Origin of the sequence: Cronobacter sp. JZ38 (assembly GCF_008932145.1) — a bacterium.
GTDB classification, from domain to species: Bacteria; Pseudomonadota; Gammaproteobacteria; order Enterobacterales; family Enterobacteriaceae; genus Cronobacter; species Cronobacter muytjensii.
Genome location: NZ_CP017662.1, coordinates 3,912,678 through 3,929,204 on the forward strand (window position 1 = coordinate 3,912,678; position 16,527 = coordinate 3,929,204).

The 16,527-nt window shown below is 55.8% G+C and carries 18 protein-coding genes and 3 tRNA genes; 14 read left to right on the top strand and 7 right to left on the bottom strand.

Annotated elements, in window-relative coordinates:
* Positions 1-20: 20 nt before the first annotated feature.
* Positions 21-464: a ribosomal protein S18-alanine N-acetyltransferase gene (gene rimI / locus BJP61_RS18420; protein WP_075193499.1), complete on the bottom strand. Its 444-nt coding sequence runs from the start codon at positions 462-464 to the stop codon at positions 21-23.
* Positions 433-843, bottom strand: coding sequence for a DNA polymerase III subunit psi (locus tag BJP61_RS18425; RefSeq protein ID WP_075193500.1), 411 nt, complete (start codon positions 841-843; stop codon positions 433-435). Before BJP61_RS18425 ends, rimI begins: the two co-directional genes overlap by 32 nt.
* A gap of 105 nt (positions 844-948) precedes the next feature.
* Here BJP61_RS18425 and rsmC point away from each other — a divergent pair, with 105 nt between their 5' ends.
* From rsmC to BJP61_RS18445, 4 genes are all read left to right on the top strand, one after another.
* Complete coding sequence (gene rsmC / locus BJP61_RS18430; protein WP_038865138.1) at positions 949-1,977, top strand: 16S rRNA (guanine(1207)-N(2))-methyltransferase RsmC; 1,029 nt, start codon at positions 949-951, stop codon at positions 1,975-1,977.
* A gap of 130 nt (positions 1,978-2,107) precedes the next feature.
* Positions 2,108-2,192 (top strand) — tRNA-Leu (locus BJP61_RS18435).
* A gap of 32 nt (positions 2,193-2,224) precedes the next feature.
* Positions 2,225-2,309 (top strand) — tRNA-Leu (locus tag BJP61_RS18440).
* 30 nt (positions 2,310-2,339) lie between these two features.
* Positions 2,340-2,425: transfer RNA gene (locus BJP61_RS18445), tRNA-Leu, on the top strand.
* A gap of 85 nt (positions 2,426-2,510) precedes the next feature.
* On the opposite strand, the gene BJP61_RS18450 is transcribed toward BJP61_RS18445, so the two are convergent.
* Entirely contained in the window at positions 2,511-2,792 is a 282-nt protein-coding gene (locus BJP61_RS18450) for a DUF1435 domain-containing protein (RefSeq protein WP_075193502.1), read from the bottom strand.
* 203 nt (positions 2,793-2,995) lie between these two features.
* Here BJP61_RS18450 and BJP61_RS18455 point away from each other — a divergent pair, with 203 nt between their 5' ends.
* Complete coding sequence (locus tag BJP61_RS18455; protein ID WP_171998980.1) at positions 2,996-4,057, top strand: GGDEF domain-containing protein; 1,062 nt, start codon at positions 2,996-2,998, stop codon at positions 4,055-4,057.
* A 116-nt stretch (positions 4,058-4,173) separates the two neighbouring features.
* Positions 4,174-4,962: a siderophore-iron reductase FhuF gene (gene fhuF, locus BJP61_RS18460; RefSeq protein ID WP_171998982.1), complete on the top strand. Its 789-nt coding sequence runs from the start codon at positions 4,174-4,176 to the stop codon at positions 4,960-4,962.
* 30 nt (positions 4,963-4,992) lie between these two features.
* Here the strand turns inward: fhuF and BJP61_RS18465 are convergent, their stop codons facing one another.
* Complete coding sequence (locus tag BJP61_RS18465) at positions 4,993-6,339, bottom strand: PTS sugar transporter subunit IIC (RefSeq protein ID WP_075193505.1); 1,347 nt, start codon at positions 6,337-6,339, stop codon at positions 4,993-4,995.
* 396 nt (positions 6,340-6,735) lie between these two features.
* Between BJP61_RS18465 and BJP61_RS18470 the strand changes: the two genes are divergently transcribed.
* Positions 6,736-7,194, top strand: coding sequence for a YbaK/EbsC family protein (locus tag BJP61_RS18470; protein WP_038865153.1), 459 nt, complete (start codon positions 6,736-6,738; stop codon positions 7,192-7,194).
* Positions 7,195-7,267: 73 nt separating this feature from the next.
* Here BJP61_RS18470 and bglJ read toward each other — a convergent pair whose 3' ends face one another.
* Together bglJ and BJP61_RS18480 are read right to left on the bottom strand one after the other, a co-directional pair.
* The gene (gene bglJ / locus BJP61_RS18475) at positions 7,268-7,921 is read right to left on the bottom strand and encodes a DNA-binding transcriptional activator BglJ (protein ID WP_038865163.1); all 654 of its coding nucleotides are present in this window, start codon (positions 7,919-7,921) and stop codon (positions 7,268-7,270) included.
* Entirely contained in the window at positions 7,885-8,601 is a 717-nt protein-coding gene (locus tag BJP61_RS18480) for a LuxR C-terminal-related transcriptional regulator (RefSeq protein ID WP_201764742.1), read from the bottom strand. The genes bglJ and BJP61_RS18480 overlap by 37 nt, the downstream gene beginning before the upstream one ends.
* Before the next feature lie 521 nt (positions 8,602-9,122).
* Between BJP61_RS18480 and BJP61_RS18485 the strand changes: the two genes are divergently transcribed.
* From BJP61_RS18485 to opgB, 7 genes are all read left to right on the top strand, one after another.
* Complete coding sequence (locus BJP61_RS18485) at positions 9,123-9,899, top strand: threonine/serine exporter ThrE family protein (RefSeq protein WP_038865165.1); 777 nt, start codon at positions 9,123-9,125, stop codon at positions 9,897-9,899.
* On the top strand, positions 9,890-10,363 hold the full coding sequence (locus BJP61_RS18490) for a threonine/serine exporter (protein ID WP_171998984.1): 474 nt from the start codon (positions 9,890-9,892) through the stop codon (positions 10,361-10,363). Before BJP61_RS18485 ends, BJP61_RS18490 begins: the two co-directional genes overlap by 10 nt.
* Before the next feature lie 70 nt (positions 10,364-10,433).
* Complete coding sequence (locus BJP61_RS18495) at positions 10,434-10,889, top strand: MarR family transcriptional regulator (RefSeq protein ID WP_038865172.1); 456 nt, start codon at positions 10,434-10,436, stop codon at positions 10,887-10,889.
* Positions 10,890-10,968: 79 nt separating this feature from the next.
* Positions 10,969-11,397 carry an organic hydroperoxide resistance protein gene (locus BJP61_RS18500; RefSeq protein WP_038865181.1) on the top strand — a complete coding sequence of 143 codons (429 nt, stop codon included), beginning with the start codon at positions 10,969-10,971 and terminating at the stop codon, positions 11,395-11,397.
* Positions 11,398-11,618: 221 nt separating this feature from the next.
* Positions 11,619-12,164 (top strand): primosomal protein DnaT, encoded by a 546-nt coding sequence (gene dnaT, locus BJP61_RS18505; RefSeq protein ID WP_171998986.1) that lies wholly within the window; start codon positions 11,619-11,621, stop codon positions 12,162-12,164.
* A 2-nt stretch (positions 12,165-12,166) separates the two neighbouring features.
* Positions 12,167-12,904: a DNA replication protein DnaC gene (gene dnaC, locus BJP61_RS18510; RefSeq protein ID WP_038865184.1), complete on the top strand. Its 738-nt coding sequence runs from the start codon at positions 12,167-12,169 to the stop codon at positions 12,902-12,904.
* 357 nt (positions 12,905-13,261) lie between these two features.
* Positions 13,262-15,553: a phosphatidylglycerol--membrane-oligosaccharide glycerophosphotransferase gene (gene opgB / locus BJP61_RS18515; RefSeq protein WP_171998988.1), complete on the top strand. Its 2,292-nt coding sequence runs from the start codon at positions 13,262-13,264 to the stop codon at positions 15,551-15,553.
* 9 nt (positions 15,554-15,562) lie between these two features.
* On the opposite strand, the gene BJP61_RS18520 is transcribed toward opgB, so the two are convergent.
* Entirely contained in the window at positions 15,563-16,522 is a 960-nt protein-coding gene (locus tag BJP61_RS18520) for a sensor domain-containing diguanylate cyclase (protein ID WP_075193507.1), read from the bottom strand.
* Between the last annotated feature and the right edge of the window lie 5 nt (positions 16,523-16,527).

The following is a 16,527-nucleotide window of genomic DNA, read 5'->3' on the forward strand; positions in this document are numbered from 1 at the left end:
TACGTCACCTTTATTGATAATTAACCCAGCGGCAACGCCATGATGATGGCGTCTTCGCGTCCGTCGGGCGTCGGATAATAGTTGCGGCGAATCGTCGCCTCGTTAAAGCCCAGACTTTCATATAACGCGCGCGCCGCGTGGTTAGACGCGCGAACCTCCAGCCAGAGCGTCAGCACGTCGCGCGCTTCAAGCGCCTCGATAAGATGCTCCAGCAACGCCCGGCCCAGACCACGACGCTGAAACGCCGGGTCGACCGCGATATTAAACAGCGTGGCTTCATCCAGCACGACCTGCGTTATCGCGAACGCCGCCATCGCGCCGTCCACGTCGAGCCGCAGGTTCAGATAGCGCTCGCCCTGATTGCTGGCGAACGTCTTCTCGCTCCACGGAAAGGCGTGAGCGCGCTGTTCAATGGCGAAAGCCGCCGCCAGATCAGCGGGCTGGAGTAAGGAAATCATCTTCATGCTCGCAAATTTGTTGCCAGAGATCGGCGCGCGCCGCGCCGCTGCGCTGTAGCGTTTCCAGGCCCGGCGTTACCAGCCGGGCACCGGGCAGCTCAGGCGCCGCGTCCACGCCCAGACACCAGCTATTGCAGTGGGCATCGTGTAGCATCGCCACGCGGTCGGGGGTTAACTGCATCACCTGATCGGCGTCGAGCGCCAGCGCGCGCAGCACATCCTGAATGAACGGCAGGCTGAGCGGCGGCGGCTCGGCGGCCACCATCACCAGGCGGATATGAGAAGGCAGCACGATGGCTATCTCACCCAGCAGCGCGGCGGGGCGACGCAATACCCACTGGGTAATGCCCAGTTGCTGTAATCGCCAGTCTCGTCGGGATGTCATAGGGATGCCTGAATCAGTGCCGAAGGGGCGCAAATATAGCAAATCCGTCGAACATGCGCCAACAAACCACTATAATCGCCCCTCAAGTTTCCGAAGGAGTGTTTCATGTCTGGTTTTTCCCCGGCAAGCGAAGTTCTGCTGCGCCACAGTGATGATTTTACCGAAAGCCGCGTTCTGTTTGCCGGCGATATGCAGGATGACCTGCCTGCGCGTTTTGACACCGCGCAAAGCCGCGCGCATACGCAGCAGTTCCACCACTGGCAGGTGCTGAGCAAGCCGATGGGCGATAACGCGCGCTACGGTCTGGTGGCCGACGCCGAGATCGTGGCGGACAGCGATACGCTTATCTACTACTGGCCCAAAAACAAACCCGAAGCGCAGTTCCAGCTGATGAACCTGCTGTCGCTGCTGCCAGTGGGCACCGATATTTTCGTGGTGGGCGAAAACCGCAGCGGCGTGCGCAGCGCCGAAGCGATGCTCGCAGAGTACTGCCCGCTGAACAAAATCGACAGCGCGCGCCGCTGCGGCCTCTATCATGGTCGTCTCGAAAAACAACCCGCGTTCAATCCTGACGGCTGGTGGAACGAATATGACGTTGACGGGCTGACAATCAAAACGCTGCCAGGCGTTTTCAGCCGCGACGGGCTGGATGTCGGCAGCGATCTGCTGCTCTCCACCCTCTCGCCGCATACCAAAGGCAAAGTGCTGGATGTCGGCTGCGGCGCAGGCGTGCTGGCGGCCGTGCTGGCGAGCCACTCGCCGAAAGTGCGTCTGACCCTGTGCGATGTGAGCGCGCCAGCGGTGGAAGCGAGCCGCGCGACGCTTGCCGCGAACGGCTTTGAAGGCGAAGTGGTCGCCAGTAACGTATTCTCGGAAATCACAGGCCGCTTCGACATGATTATCTCTAACCCGCCGTTCCATGACGGAATGGAGACTAATTTTGAAGCCGCGCAGACGCTGATCCGCAGCGCCGTGCGCCACCTGAACATCGGCGGCGAGCTGCGGATCGTGGCGAACGCGTTCCTGCCGTATCCGAATGTGCTGGATGAAACCTTCGGCAACCATGAAGTTCTGGCGCAGACCGGACGCTTCAAAGTCTACCGCGCCGTGATGGGCCGCAACGCGAAGCGTTAACGGTATTCATGCGCGAAATGCCGCTTTTTGCACCATTCAGAAAAGCGGCATGCAATTAAGTATTGACGAAGTCCAGAAAACATCTAGAATGCGCCTCCGTGGTTGCAATACTTCCCGGTATTGCTGGTATGCGAAGGTGGCGGAATTGGTAGACGCGCTAGCTTCAGGTGTTAGTGTCCTTCGGACGTGGGGGTTCAAGTCCCCCCCTCGCACCAAAAACCACGCAAGAAAGTATCGCTCGCACTGCGCGAAGGTGGCGGAATTGGTAGACGCGCTAGCTTCAGGTGTTAGTGTCCTTCGGACGTGGGGGTTCAAGTCCCCCCCTCGCACCAATGCGATGGCGATACGATAAAAGAGACAGTGCGAAGGTGGCGGAATTGGTAGACGCGCTAGCTTCAGGTGTTAGTGTCCTTCGGACGTGGGGGTTCAAGTCCCCCCCCTCGCACCACTTCTTTTATCGCTTCTTATTCTTCGGTGTTTCCTGTCTTATCTTTTATTCCCCTGTTTTCTGTATCCAGTGCCGCCCTCTTGCGTTAATTCAGCGCCATGTGCAGATGCGATACGATCAGCATTAAACCGCTGGCGAAAGCGATGCATGACGGCAGCAGAACAAAATGCCGCAGACGGGGATGGTAAAGCATACCGACCGTCGTCAGCAGCGCCAGCACAATGATGACCCGCCACTGCGCCCAGCTCAGCTCACTCCACGCCAGCATCGCTACCAGCGCGCCCGGCAAAAGGACGGCCCAACCACTTTCCAGTCGTCTGTACAACATCGTTTCGCCTCTCGTATCGATAATGATAACCAATATCATATGATATAAATTCTTATTTGTCAGCGAAAATCAATTTAGCGGCGCTTTACTTTAGTTAAGAGGTAATGACATAACGGGGTGAAGGTGATAAATTGTCCGCCATGCTTAAGAAAATTCTCATTCTCAGTAACAAGGCACAATGAGCCCATCCTTTATCTGGCTTTTATAAAAGCCTGATAGCGCTAAATAAGTCACCAACGGATATGACTGCAAATAACTGGCGAGCCCTGACGGAAGAAAAATATCAGCTCTCCCTGAAACTCTTTCTGTTTCTTAATCTGTTTTCCGCGTTGTTTAATCTCGTGGATCCGCTTTATGACTATCCGCATATTCCCTGGCCTGCGTTAAGCGTGATTGCGCTAAGCGGCGCGCTGCTGTTGCGCGCGCAGTTCCGCGCCTTCAGCCTGAAAGCCATCAACCTGACGGCGCTCCTGGCAGGCGCGCTCTGGTCGTGGAATATCGCGTTGAAAAGCCCGTGGTGCGTTTTTCACGACGGCACCTGTCTGCTTATTACTCTGCTCGGCGCGCTGTTTATCGCCACGCTTTCATTTATAAATATGCTTGCCGCATTCAGCCGTTTTTGTCTGCCCATTACCGCCACGATCCTGTTGCTGGATAAAGGCCAGCATCCAGCGCTATTTGGGTACACGCTGACGCTACCGTTAATTGGGCTGGTTATGCAGCATCTGATCGCCCGACGCAGCGATATTTTTGCGCGTCAGATGATGCAGCGGCTAATAGAAGAAAAAGCCACATTAACCGACCTGAGCATGATGGACCCGCTTACCGGTCTCTGTAACCGCCGCGGTTTTCAGAACCGCCTGGCTAACCTGCCGCCGGACGCGGGGCAGCAGTTTGTGCTGCTGATGGATATCGACCATTTTAAAGCTTATAACGATCACTACGGCCATATGATGGGCGATCAGGCGCTGACACGCGTGTCGGCGGCGATCCGTGATTGTGTACGTTCGCGGGATATAGTCACCCGCTACGGTGGCGAAGAGTTTATGGTGTTGTTGACCCACGCCGATGAACAAAGCGCGCGAATGACAGCCGAGCGTATTCGCCAGCGGGTTTTCGATCTGCGTATTCCGCATATTTTCAATGAAAGCGTGGCGACTAACGTGACGCTTTCCATCGGCATCGCCCCGCTGGAAAGGGGTAATATTGACGACGCGCTGCGCTGCGCCGATGAGGCGCTCTACGCCGCGAAAAACAAAGGCCGTAACCACATTCTGTATTATGAGGCCCGGCGCGCCGCCTGAGATTTATGCCGCCACGCCAGACGCGTCGGTTTTATGGTCAAACCGCTTGCTATCGTTTCCGCCTATAGTTAGGATTGGCAATCATTATCATTTAGATTTGCTGTTCAGACTACGCTATGGCTTATCGCTCTCTTCATTCTGTTGATGAACTTATCTGGCGCGCTCCGCTGCATCGTCCGCCTTCGATGCTCGCGGTTCGCCTGCGTGAAGCGTTTACGACGCACCGCGCGCATTTTCACGACATCATGAAGCTGGACGACACCCCGCCCGCCACGGCGCTGACCTTCAGCGAATGGTCGCAGCCTGCTGCGCTCGCCTCGTTAATGGCGCTCTATTCCGATCACATCTATCGCAACGCTCCTTCTGCCGCGCGTGAAAATAAACCGCTGAAATCGCTCTGGGCGCAGTGGTATCTCGGCCTGCTCGTGCCGCCGCTGATGCTGGCGCTGCTGACGCAACCACAGGCGCTGGATATCAGCGATGACAATATCGCAGTGGAATTTCATGAAACGGGCCGCGCGGCCTGCTTCTATGTGACGGTGGAAGAAGACTGCCGCGCCAGCGCCCTTTCAGCGCGCGAGCGGCTAGAGAAGCTGTTAGTGGACGTGATGACGCCGGTCGTCGAAGCGCTGGAAGCCTCTGGTGATATCAACGGCAAGCTTATCTGGAGCAACACCGGTTATTTAATTAACTGGTGCTTCGGCGAATGGCGCGACTGGCTCGGCGAAGAGACCGTGAGCGCGCTGCGCCAGAGCTGCTTTTTCGAAAAAACATTGCTGAACGGCCAGGAAAATCCGCTGTTCCGCACCGTTGTTCTGCGTGAAGGATTGCTGGTGCGCCGCACTTGCTGTCAGCGCTACAGGCTGCCCGAGGTGCAGCAATGTGGCGACTGCACCCTGAAATAGTGAACGGCGGGTTTCCCCGCCGTTTTGTTATCAGGCGGCCTGTTCGCCAGCCCCCTGCCCCTCTTTCAGCGCCTCTTCCGCTTCCTGAGCCAGCAGTTGCTTCTCGTAGACTTTAAAGAACGGGAAGTAAATGATGGCCGAGACGACCGCCAGCACAATGACCAACAGCGCGGCCCGGAAATCCCAGCCCAGCGCCCAGGCGGCGCCAACCGGCGCCGGCGCAGTCCACGGCACAACGGAAATTACGCGTCCAATCAAATCGAACTTCATCGCCGCCCAGGCGAGCACCGCATTCACCATCGGGGCCAGCAGGAACGGAATAAAGAACACCGGGTTCATTACGATAGGCGTGCCGAAAATCACCGGCTCGTTGATGTTAAAAAGGCTTGGCACTACGCTCAGGCGGCCTATCGAGCGCAGATGCGCAGAACGGCTGCGCAGATAGCAGAACACCAGCCCCATCGTCGCGCCGGAGCCGCCGATAACAATAAAGAACGTCCAGAATGCTTCCATAAAGATGTGCGGCAGCGGCGCGCTTTGCGCCAGCGCGGTCTGGTTAAGCCCAAGATTCGTCAGCCAGAACATCTGCAGCATTCCTGAAACAATCGCCGCGCCATGAATGCCCGCAAACCAGAGCAGATGGCCAATCAGCACAGCCAGCAGAATCGCCGGTAGCGAATCCGCAGCGGACACCAGCGGCTTGAAAACTGACATAATCGCCTGCGGGATCAGCATGTCGAATTGCGACTGAATCAGCAGGCTCAGTGGATAGAGAGTGAGCACCACTACCAGCACCGGGATTAACAGATCGAACGAGTTTTTAATCATCGGCGGCACCTGGTCCGGCAAACGGATGCCGATGTTATGCGCCTTCAGAAAACGCATCATCTCCACGCAGTAAATCGCCACCAGAATCGCCGTGAAAATACCGGTGCCTCCCAGGCTGTCTACCGGCAGCGTGCCTTTAGTTTTCGGCGCAGCCACCAGCAGAAACGCCATCAGCGACAGCATGGCGCACATGAACGGGTCCAGCTGATGCGACTTCACATAATGTTTGCCGAGGTTATAGGCGATGGCGGCGCAGATATAAATCGACATAATCCCCATCGTCATATCAAACGGGGTGAGGATCTGCCCTTCGAACTGTTTTGCCATATCCAGCCACGCGCGGGCAAAGCCGAGCGTGGTATCCGGCGAAAACGGCGGATAGGCGAACACCAGCAAAAAAGAGCCGACAATCATAAACGGCATGGCAGAGATAAAACCGTCGCGGATCGCCATCACGTGACGTTGCGCGGAAATGCGGGAAGCTATCGGGCTGACATAATTTTCAACAAAGCGAAAAATCACATTAAATGCAGCATGGTTGGCAGACATGGCGGTTCTCCTGTCAGGCAATCAACGTGAATACGCGGCGAGTGGCCGTCGCGCATCATCCCATAATCCATTGAACTGAAAACCGTAACCGGGTATGTCGCTCTGCTTCCTGCGCAGTGAAATCATCCGGGCTGCAACGGTGGCTTACCGCCTTGCCAGCGGCGTAACTGAGAAAATAAGGTTTCATAGACGGCTCTTATTATTGGTTACAGAGGGAGGTTACGTAACCAGTATTAATCCGCCTGAGAGGCTCTGCAACCGGTTACAGTAACCGGTTTCTTTGATTGTGAAGGAGATCCAGAAAACACCGGATAGCCGCCGGAAAGCCCTTTTCAGATAATTTACAAAACATGGCCCTGTATGCCAGATTAGGACAGCTATTTTCAGGAGAAATAAATGAGTCTGGAATCCGTGCGGCAATTTTTTGTCGAAAACGCCCCCGATATTGAAATCATCGAACTGAACCAAAGCACCGCTACCGTCGCTCTGGCTGCCGCCGCTCATCAGGTTGAGCCCGGTCAGATAGCCAAAACGCTTTCGCTAAAAGTGAAAGATCAGGTGATTCTGGTTGTCGCTAAGGGCGACGCGCGTCTTGATAACAAAAAGCTGAAAACCACGTTCGGCGCCAAAGCGCGCATGCTTAGCAGCGACGAAGTGGTGACCTGGACCGGTCATCCGGTCGGCGGCGTCTGCCCGTTTGGGCTGGAAAATGCGCTGGCGGTCTATTGTGACGTTTCGCTGCGCCAGTATGACGAAGTGCTCCCTGCCGCAGGCGCCATTCACAGCGCGGTACGTATTTCGCCGAGTCGTCTGGCGGAACTGACGCAGGCGCAATGGGTGGATGTCTGCCTGTAAGCCCTTAGCGTAACGGCCTGGCGCGCGTGCTACGTCGTTACGTTACCTCCCCAAACGCGCCGCCGCCGCAGGCTCAGAACAAGCCTGCCCGGTGTCTGAGAATATCCGCCGCGTTCAGCAAGCCGGCATCCGTATGCACCCCGAGCTTCAGCATCGCGTTAAACTTATGCGCACGAATGGTTTTAATGTTGCGCTCGAGATGGCAGGCAATTTGCGACACCGAATAACCATCCGTCAGGTAACGCAGAATAATCCGCTCGGTCGGGCTCAGCAGCCGCGATCCCTGGCTTGCGTACCAGACTTTATTTGGCGACTCACTGACGCGGGCCGAATCATTCATCGCAGACATCAGCTCATCGGTAAAGCGCGCCAGCGTTTCCGATTTATCGATAATTCCCTGCAACGGCGTCGGTGAGAGCTGGCTTATCAGTTTCGCCTCATTGACGTTATTCACCATCACGATGCGTTTCATACGCGGAAAGGCTTTCGCCATTTCGCTGACGAATTGCAGACAATCACGCCGGTGCTCACGCGTACCATCAAGTGAGAAGATAACGACAGAAAAATGCCGGTTTCCCAGCGTCTGAATAAAGGCATGGTGATCGACAAATATTTCCAGACGGCATGATATCGAATGATGGCCCTTCAACAGCGAACGTATTCCTTCACCGCTCATTACGCATTTTTCAATTAGCGCAATGCTTCGTTTTTCGACTCCGTGTTCCATTCGGCCTGTTCCTTATGTAATGAAATCAAATTTAATTCTTTTAATCCCTGCAGGCTGCTGATCCATGCATACATTTCTGCATTTCCGCGCAACGATAAGCGCCGCATGGCGCTGTTTTTCTGCGCACTGATCGTCTTATTGCTTTTTTTCAGCATCTGGGCGATTTGATTTATTCCCCAGCCTTTGCCGAGCAGGCGTAATACCTGTCTCTCTGACGAGGTCAGCATGACCGTTGAGGCAGGCTCGCTCTCCTGCGGCTGGCGCGGCGTAACTAACATCTGGCTGACGCGCTCGGCTTTTTCGCGGCCAAGCCGCACTGCGTTGACGACGCCATTCACCGACTCCGCCGTAGACAGCAGCGTAGTTTCCGGGCGCATCAGTAACTGCACCGCCAGGCTGAACGTGGCAGCGGGAACGAGAAAAATCCAGTGCACGCCAGGTGCCTGTGCCACCAGCGAATAGTACGCCTCGCACTCGCGGCGCGCGTCATCGGGCGCGCAGGGCAGCTCCGCCAGCACCATATCGACCGGATTCAGCAGCGGCAGCGACATCTCGGCGCTGCTTTTATAATGGTACAGTTCCGTCTCCGGGAAATGGCGGCGCATAATGACCTCCAGCCCGGTATGCATGACAGGGATTTGGCTAATGATAATGCCTTGTTTGCAACGTCCTGGTAACATATTTCCTCCGGTTATATCCTTCCGGCCAAACATATTTTTTAAAACTCACTTATGGAATAATGTAAAAAACCATTAAAAAACTTAAAAAGAAAAAACAATAGCGCAGACAGCAAAAGCAGATGATGTATATAAATAGACAGAAAGAATTTCCTGTCCGGGTAAACGTCGGCATTCTATGAACCCTTTATTTTACTGTCAACGACAAAAAAAGCGAAAAATACGCCGCGCAAAATTAAAGGATATTCTCATCGTAAAAAGATAAAAAATGTCTATTTATAGACATTACGGCTTTACATAATAAATAAGCTTTATCGCACCGCGCGACGTCTTTTTTATTTATCTATATATGGATAATTAATACGACGCCGCTGCGTCGCCGCGTGCAGCACGCGACGGCGCACAGCGCTTAAGCGCAATGAAAAATGCAGCAAGCTTGATCTGTCCCCACGGCTGCGTTTCACGACGCATGTTAATAATGGACACTTCTGGCGCGTCGACGCCCTCTTTCACCAGGAATGTATATGGAAGCGGATGCTTTAGCGCAGCGGGACGTCACCCGTTTGTGTATTCAGTGCGGGCTTTACTTATTGCAGCACGGCGCGGAAAGCGCGCTGATAGATGAGCTGACGTCACGGCTTGGCGTCGCGCTGGGCATGGACAGCGTGGAAAGCTCGATTTCCGCCAACGCGATTGTGCTGACCACGATTAAAGATCACCACTGCCTTACCACCACGCGAAAAAACATCGATCGCGGCATCAATATGCATATGGTGACCGAAGTGCAGCATATCGTCATCATGGCCGAGCATAAGCTGCTCGGTCGCGACGATGTCGAAAAACGCTTCTCGCAACTCAAGCCCCTGCGTTATCCGCGCTGGCAGGTGGTGTTAATGGTGGGGCTCTCCTGCGCCTGTTTTTGCAAAATGAATAAAGGCGGCTGGGACGGCGCGCTGGTGACGTTTATCGCCAGCACGCTCGCGATGTATGTCCGCCAGACGCTGACGCAGCGCCATCTGCATCCACAAATTAACTTCTGCCTGACCGCATTTATGGCAACGACAGTCTCCGGTCTGCTGCTTGCATTGCCGCCGTTCGCCAGCACTTCCGCCGTGGCGATGGCCGCCAGCGTCCTGCTGTTGGTGCCGGGGTTTCCGCTTATCAATGCCGTGGCGGACATGTTTAAAGGCCATGTGAATACCGGCCTCGCCCGCTGGGCGATGGCGAGCCTGTTGACGCTCGCGACCTGCATCGGCGTGATTATGGCCATGGCGTTATGGGGGCTGCGGGGATGGATGTAATTCGTATTATTACGCTGCTTCTGGAAGATATGCTGCTCTCGGCGATTCCGGCGGCGGGCTTTGCAATGGTCTTTAACGTCCCGCGCCGCGCGCTGCTCTGGTGCGCGCTGCTGGGCGCGGTCGGTCACGGCTCGCGTACCGTAATGACAATGCTTGGGTTGAATATCGAGTGGGGAACATTTCTCGCCGCGATGCTGGTGGGCTGCATCGGTATCCAGTGGTCGCGCTGGTATCTCGCGCACCCGAAAGTCTTTACCGTCGCGGCGGTGATCCCCATGTTTCCCGGCATCTCCGCCTATTCGGCGATGATCTCGGCAGTGAAAATCAGCCATTTCGGCTACAGCGATCCGTTAATGGTCTCGCTGGTGACGCATTTTCTCAAGGCGGCGTCTACCGTCGGCGCGCTGTCGATTGGGCTGTCGCTGCCGGGACTGTGGCTTTATCGTAAACGGCCCCGGGTGTAAGGGGACAGCTATCGCAGCAACAGCCAGAAGTTCACTTGCAATTAAATCGTGCACTATTTATATTGAAAACATGAAAACAAAAGAACAACAAAGCACGGGCCTCTCGCTGAGTTTAGATAACCAGCTCTGCTTCGCGCTCTACTCGGCAAACCTGGCGCTGCATAAAATTTATCGCCAGTTGCTGACGCCGCTCGGCCTGACTTACCCGCAGTATCTGGTGATGATGGTGCTGTGGCAGCAAGACGACATAACCGTGTCTGAAATCGGCGAGCGGTTGTATCTCGATTCCGCCACGCTCACGCCGCTGTTAAAGCGGATGGAAACCGCAGGTCTGCTGATGCGTCAGCGCTCGCGTCAGGATGAGAGACAAGTGATCGTCACCCTCACCGACGCAGGCCGGGCGTTAAAGGCCGAGGCCCACGGCATTCCGGGGTCAGTGCTCTGCGCTACCGCGTGCGACAGAGAAACCCTGATGAGCCTTAAAGCGCAGCTGGAAAATTTACGCGATAACCTGCATCAGCCATAAGCGCCGCTCTTAAACGGTGTTTATGCAAAATATAAGTAGCGCACGATTAAATCGTCTAAAACTCAAAAAGGAATATTGCATGTCTTTAGAAAATGTTATCTACCGCGCCAAAGCAAAAGCCACCGGAGGCCGTGACGGCCGCGCCACCTCTTCTGACGGCGTGCTTGACGTGAAACTGGGCGTACCGAAAGAGATGGGCGGCATGGGCGGCGACGTCACTAACCCGGAACAGCTCTTTGCCGCAGGCTACTCCGCCTGCTTCCTGGGCGCGATGAAATTTGTCTCCGCTCGCGACAAAATCACCATGCCGAAAGACGCATTTATCGAAGGCGAAGTAGGGATCGGCCCGCTGCCGACCGGTTTTGGCATCGAAGCGAAACTGAATATTCACCTGCCGGGGATGGACGCGGCAGAAGCGCAGAAACTGGTCGATGCGGCGCATATCGTCTGCCCGTACTCTAACGCGACTCGCGGCAACATCGACGTAACGCTGAACATTATTGCCTGACGCTATCCCCGCCAACGGGGAAGCTTAAAATAAAAAACGAAACTGCCCTCACCAGGGGACCCGGAGCGCGCCAGATGTCATGGCGCGCTCTTTTTTTACCCGTCCGTCCGCGCGCCAATAAGCTCAAACCTCGCCCCGGGTTATGCTACTATGAAGGAATTATCGCCTCTGCTGGCCATTTATTCGCCAGTGTCTGATAACGCTTTGATTGAGAACGTTTTATGTCTTCCAGAATCCTGACCCCTGATGTCGTTGATATTGACGCCTTCCGGCGCAATCCCGGCGGCGCGCTGGCGCATGCCGAACGTGGGGCCGTGGCGGTGTTTGATAACAATGCGCCCGCATTTTATGCCGTCACGCCGGCGCGCATGGCGGAACTGCTGGCCCTGGAAAAACAGCTGGCCGCGCCCCGCTCCGATGTCGCGCTGGAAGCGCAGTTATTTGACGAAGGGAACGATGTCGCCCAGCCCATACCGGTGCCGATGGGTAAATTCGCCATGTATCCGGACTGGCAGCCCGATCCGGAGTTCCAGCGAATGGCCGCGCTGTGGGGCATTCCACTGTCGCAGCCGGTCACCAGCGAAGAGCTGGCCTCATTCGTCGCCTACTGGCAGGCGGAAGGCAAAGTCTTTCACCATATCCAGTGGCAGCAAAAGCTGGCGCGCAGCATTCAGATGAACCGCGCCACTTTTACGTCTTCCGCGCGGCGCGACGTGAACGCTATCCCGCAGCCGGACGACCAGATTCCTGACGGATTCCGGGGGTAACGATGAAAAACGTCACTGACCTGATGATGCGCCTGAAGCGGCTGATGCCGCCTGATGTAAAGCCCGCCTTTAAAACCGGCGAAGAGCTTCTCGCCTGGCAACAGGAGCAGGGGCGTCTTCGCTCGGAGGCTATCGAGCGCGAGAACCGGGCGATGAAAATGCAGCGCACGTTTAACCGCTCCGGCATTCGCCCGCTGCACCAGAACTGTTCTTTTGATAACTACCGCGTGGAAAACGACGGGCAGATGAACGCCGTTAACAAAGCGCGACAGTATGTCGAGGCATTCGACGGCAATATCGCGAGTTTTGTCTTCGCCGGCAAACCTGGCACCGGTAAAAACCACCTTGCCGCCGCCATCTGCAATGAACTGCTGCTGCGCGGAAAATCGGTGATGATCATTACCGTGGCCGATATCATGTCCGCCATGAAAGACACGTTCAGCAGCCGGGAAACCAGTGAAGAGCAGTTGCTAAAAGATCTCAGCAGCGTCGATCTGCTGGTGATCGATGAGATCGGCATGCAGAGCGAATCGCGCTACGAAAAAGTGATCATCAACCAGCTGGTGGATCGCCGCTCGTCATCGAAACGGCCGACCGGAATGCTGACCAACCAGAACATGGATGAAATGACCAAGCTGTTGGGCGAGCGCGTTATGGATCGCATGCGGCTTGGCAACAGCCTGTGGGTGAATTTCAACTGGGACAGCTACCGCAGCCGTGTCACCGGTAAAGAATACTAAACGCGTCAACCGGGGCATATGCGCAGCGCCCCGGTCTCCCTCCTCCCGTCTCGCTTTTATTGCGCCTTTTTCTGGTTGAATCTGCTCTGTAATAAAATTTTCATAAAAGAAGCTGCTTTTCACCCCTTCCGCTAGCGGTCCATAAATAAACACCTCTTTTTACGCTGCGCGTTACGCCATGACCCGCCACAGGGGATGAGACCGGGTTCAAAAAACCGCGTTTCTAAACCTTATCTGAACTGATCCACAGAAAGATGACGCTAAAATTGTAGGAATGTGACAGCAAAGTTATATTTCACCGTAAAAAAACCGGTTTAACCCCAACGGGCCTGGCGCCTTCGCTGCGAGGATGTGGTGTTGTCAGAGTGGCTTTCCGTACTGTTATTTATCGCCTCGGTGGCGATATACGCCTTCAAGGCTGGCCGTAACACCTGGTGGTTCATCGCGACGCTGGTGGTGTTAGGCCTGTTCGTTATTCTGAACCTGACGCTGCTCGCCAGTAACTATTTTACCGGCGACGGCATCAACGACGCGGTGCTTTATACGCTGACCAACAGCCTCACCGGCGCGGGCGTCAGTAAATACATTCTGCCGGGCCTCGGGCTTGTCGCGGCGCTGCTGGCGGTCTTCGGGCTGCTCACCTGGATCCTGCGCCGCCGTCGTCACTTGCCGTATCACTTCGGCTATAGCTTTGCGGCGCTGCTGCTGGCGCTTGCCTCGGTGGATGCCAGTCCGGCGTTTCGCCAGATAACCGAGCTGGTGAAATCCCAGACCGCCGAGGGCGATCCGGATTTCGCGGCGTACTATAAAGAGCCGCAAAAGCGTATCGATAATCCGCAGCTCAATCTGGTCTATATCTACGGCGAAAGCCTGGAGCGCACCTATTTTGACGACCAGGCGTTTGCGGACCTGACGCCGGAGCTTGGGGCGCTGAAAAACGAAGGTATTGATTTCAGCCATACCGCACAGCTTCCCGGCACCGACTACACCATCGCGGGCATGGTCGCGTCCCAGTGCGGCATTCCGCTGTTCGCGCCGTTCGAGGGCAACGCCTCCGCGTCGATGTCGAGCTTCTTCCCGCAGAACCTCTGCCTGGGCGATATCCTGAAAAACTCCGGCTATGAAAACTACTTTATTCAGGGCGCCAATCTGCGCTTCGCCGGTAAAGACGTGTTTCTGAAATCTCACGGCTTCGATCATCTCTACGGGGCTGAAGAGCTGAAAAGCGTGGTGGCGGACCCGGCCTACCGCAACGACTGGGGCTTTTACGACGATACGGTGCTGGACGAGGTCTGGAAAAAGTACGAAGCGCTCTCGAAAGCGGGCAAACGCTTTTCGCTCTTTACGCTCACCGTGGATACGCACCACCCGGACGGTTTCGTGTCGCGCACCTGCAAGCGCAAGAGCTATTCGTTCGACGGTAAACCGAACCAGTCCTTTAGCGCGGTAAGTTGCAGCCAGGAGCACATCGCGGCGCTGATTAATAAAATCAAAGCCTCGCCTTATTTTAAAAATACCGTCATCGTGGTCTCGTCCGATCATCTGGCGATGAACAACACCGCGTATAAATATCTCAGCAAGCAGGACCGCAATAATCTGTTCTTTATTCTGCGTGGCGACCAGCCGCAGCAGGATCTGGTCGCGGTGAAGCGTAACACAATGGATAACGGCGCCACGGTGCTGGATATTCTTGGCGGCGATAACTATCTCGGACTCGGGCGCAGCAGCCTTTCCGGCCAGTCGCTCTCGACGGTCTTCCTGAACATGAAATCGAAAGTGCTCGCGTGGAAGCCCGATATCATCAGCCTGTGGAAATTCCCGTCGGCGATAAACGATTTCACTGTCGATACGCAAAAACAGACTATCGCGTTCTCCGGCAGCCATTTCCGTCTGCCGCTGCTGCTGCGTGTGGCCGATAAGCGCATCGAGCCGCTACCGGAGAGCGAATATTCCGCCCCATTGCGCTTTCAGCTGGCGGACTTCGCCCCGCGCGATAACTTCCTGTGGGTGGATAACTGCTACAAAATGGCGCGACTGTGGGCACCGGAACTGGCGCTCTCTACCGACTACTGCGTCTCGCAGGGCCAGCTTGGCGGCGAGCAGCGCGTACAGCGGGTCGATAAAGCGACATGGCAGGGTAAAGCGGCGTTTCGCGATACGGTCATCGACACTGCGCGCTACCAGCGCAACGTGGAGACGCTCAAAGTGATGGATAACGACATCCGCTATCAGGCCGACAGCTTTATCTTCAACGTGGCGGGCGCGCCGGAAGAGGTCAAACAGTTCTCTGGCATTTCACGCCCGGAGTCCTGGGGGCGCTGGTCCAACGCGCAGCTTGGCGAGGAGGTGAAAATCGAATATCGCAAGCCTCTGCCAGAGAAATTCGCTCTGGTCATCACCGCCAAAGCCTATGGCCCGAACGCGGGAAAACCGGTGCCGGTGAAAGTGGGCGACAGCCAGCAAACGCTGACGCTCGGCAACGAAGTATCGACGACCACGCTGCATTTCGACAATCCGACGCGCAGCAATACGCTGGTCATTGTGCCGCCGGATCCGCAGTCCACCAACGAAGGGAACATCCTCGGCCATTCGCCGCGCCGTCTCGGCATCGGCATGGTGTCGATTAAGGTGGTTAACGCGAGCGGGTGATCCCGCTCGTTACCCGAGCCGCTTTCTGCGCTTCTCGGAATACATCACGTTGTCGCTCTCTTTGATCATCTCCAGCAGCGACTCAAACCTGCCTTCATCCCGGTTGAGCATTCCATAGGAGTAGTTGATGTTATAAGGCTTGCCGGCATGCTGGTTATGCGCGTCAAGGCTTGCGCGCAGCTTTTCAAGGAACGGCTGGACATCGCTCTTGCGGGTTAGCAACACGGCGAACTCATCGCCCCCCAACCGTCCGGCGATATCTTTCGGGCCCAGATGCTGGCGCAGCTGCGCTGAGAACACTTTCAGTACCTCATCGCCTTCGGCGTGGCCCCACAGATCGTTAATAGGCTTAAACTTATCGAGATCAAAATAGAGGATGCTGAACGGCTCGGGATTATCTTTCAGCAGGGTAAAGCGCTTTTCACCACTGCGGTAAAAGCCGCGGCGATTGGGAATGCCGGTCAGGCTGTCTGTCATCGCCATACTGATCACGTGAAACTCATCCTCTACGATAAACGCCAGATCTTTAAGGCTTGCGATATCGTCATCGCTAAAATCGCGCGGCGTGGCGTCGATAAGACAGAGCGTGCCGACCACCGCGCCATCCGGCAGACGCACCGGGTAGCCCGCGTAAAACCGGATAAACGGCTCGCCGGTCACCAGTGGGTTGTCGTGAAAGCGCTCGTCAAGGCGGGCGTCGTTCACGATAAACGGCCCCTCCTGCAAAATCGCATGCCCGCAAAATGACACGTCACGCGTGGTCTCGCGCGTGTTCAGCCCCTGGCAGGCCAGCAGCCACTGACGGTCGCGATCCAGCAGGCTTATCAGCGCCACCGGCACATGAAAGAGTTTTTTCGCCACGCGCGTCAGGCGCTCGAAACGCTCGTCATCCCTGGTATCGAGCAGATCCATCATATACAGCGATTTCAGTCGCTCTTCTTCGTTCTCCGGAATACCAGGAAATTTCATCGTTT

Excerpts from the sequence above, each read along its gene's own strand:
- rimI (WP_075193499.1), bottom strand. The coding sequence starts at position 464 with ATGAAGATGATTTCCTTACTCCAGCCCGCTGATCTGGCGGCGGCTTTC.
- BJP61_RS18425 (WP_075193500.1), bottom strand. The coding sequence starts at position 843 with ATGACATCCCGACGAGACTGGCGATTACAGCAACTGGGCATTACCCAG.
- rsmC (WP_038865138.1), top strand. The coding sequence starts at position 949 with ATGTCTGGTTTTTCCCCGGCAAGCGAAGTTCTGCTGCGCCACAGTGAT.
- BJP61_RS18450 (WP_075193502.1), bottom strand. The coding sequence starts at position 2,792 with ATGATATTGGTTATCATTATCGATACGAGAGGCGAAACGATGTTGTAC.
- BJP61_RS18455 (WP_171998980.1), top strand. The coding sequence starts at position 2,996 with ATGACTGCAAATAACTGGCGAGCCCTGACGGAAGAAAAATATCAGCTC.
- fhuF (WP_171998982.1), top strand. The coding sequence starts at position 4,174 with ATGGCTTATCGCTCTCTTCATTCTGTTGATGAACTTATCTGGCGCGCT.
- BJP61_RS18465 (WP_075193505.1), bottom strand. The coding sequence starts at position 6,339 with ATGTCTGCCAACCATGCTGCATTTAATGTGATTTTTCGCTTTGTTGAA.
- BJP61_RS18470 (WP_038865153.1), top strand. The coding sequence starts at position 6,736 with ATGAGTCTGGAATCCGTGCGGCAATTTTTTGTCGAAAACGCCCCCGAT.
- bglJ (WP_038865163.1), bottom strand. The coding sequence starts at position 7,921 with ATGGAACACGGAGTCGAAAAACGAAGCATTGCGCTAATTGAAAAATGC.
- BJP61_RS18480 (WP_201764742.1), bottom strand. The coding sequence starts at position 8,601 with ATGTTACCAGGACGTTGCAAACAAGGCATTATCATTAGCCAAATCCCT.
- BJP61_RS18485 (WP_038865165.1), top strand. The coding sequence starts at position 9,123 with ATGGAAGCGGATGCTTTAGCGCAGCGGGACGTCACCCGTTTGTGTATT.
- BJP61_RS18490 (WP_171998984.1), top strand. The coding sequence starts at position 9,890 with ATGGATGTAATTCGTATTATTACGCTGCTTCTGGAAGATATGCTGCTC.
- BJP61_RS18495 (WP_038865172.1), top strand. The coding sequence starts at position 10,434 with ATGAAAACAAAAGAACAACAAAGCACGGGCCTCTCGCTGAGTTTAGAT.
- BJP61_RS18500 (WP_038865181.1), top strand. The coding sequence starts at position 10,969 with ATGTCTTTAGAAAATGTTATCTACCGCGCCAAAGCAAAAGCCACCGGA.
- dnaT (WP_171998986.1), top strand. The coding sequence starts at position 11,619 with ATGTCTTCCAGAATCCTGACCCCTGATGTCGTTGATATTGACGCCTTC.
- dnaC (WP_038865184.1), top strand. The coding sequence starts at position 12,167 with ATGAAAAACGTCACTGACCTGATGATGCGCCTGAAGCGGCTGATGCCG.
- BJP61_RS18520 (WP_075193507.1), bottom strand. The coding sequence starts at position 16,522 with ATGAAATTTCCTGGTATTCCGGAGAACGAAGAAGAGCGACTGAAATCG.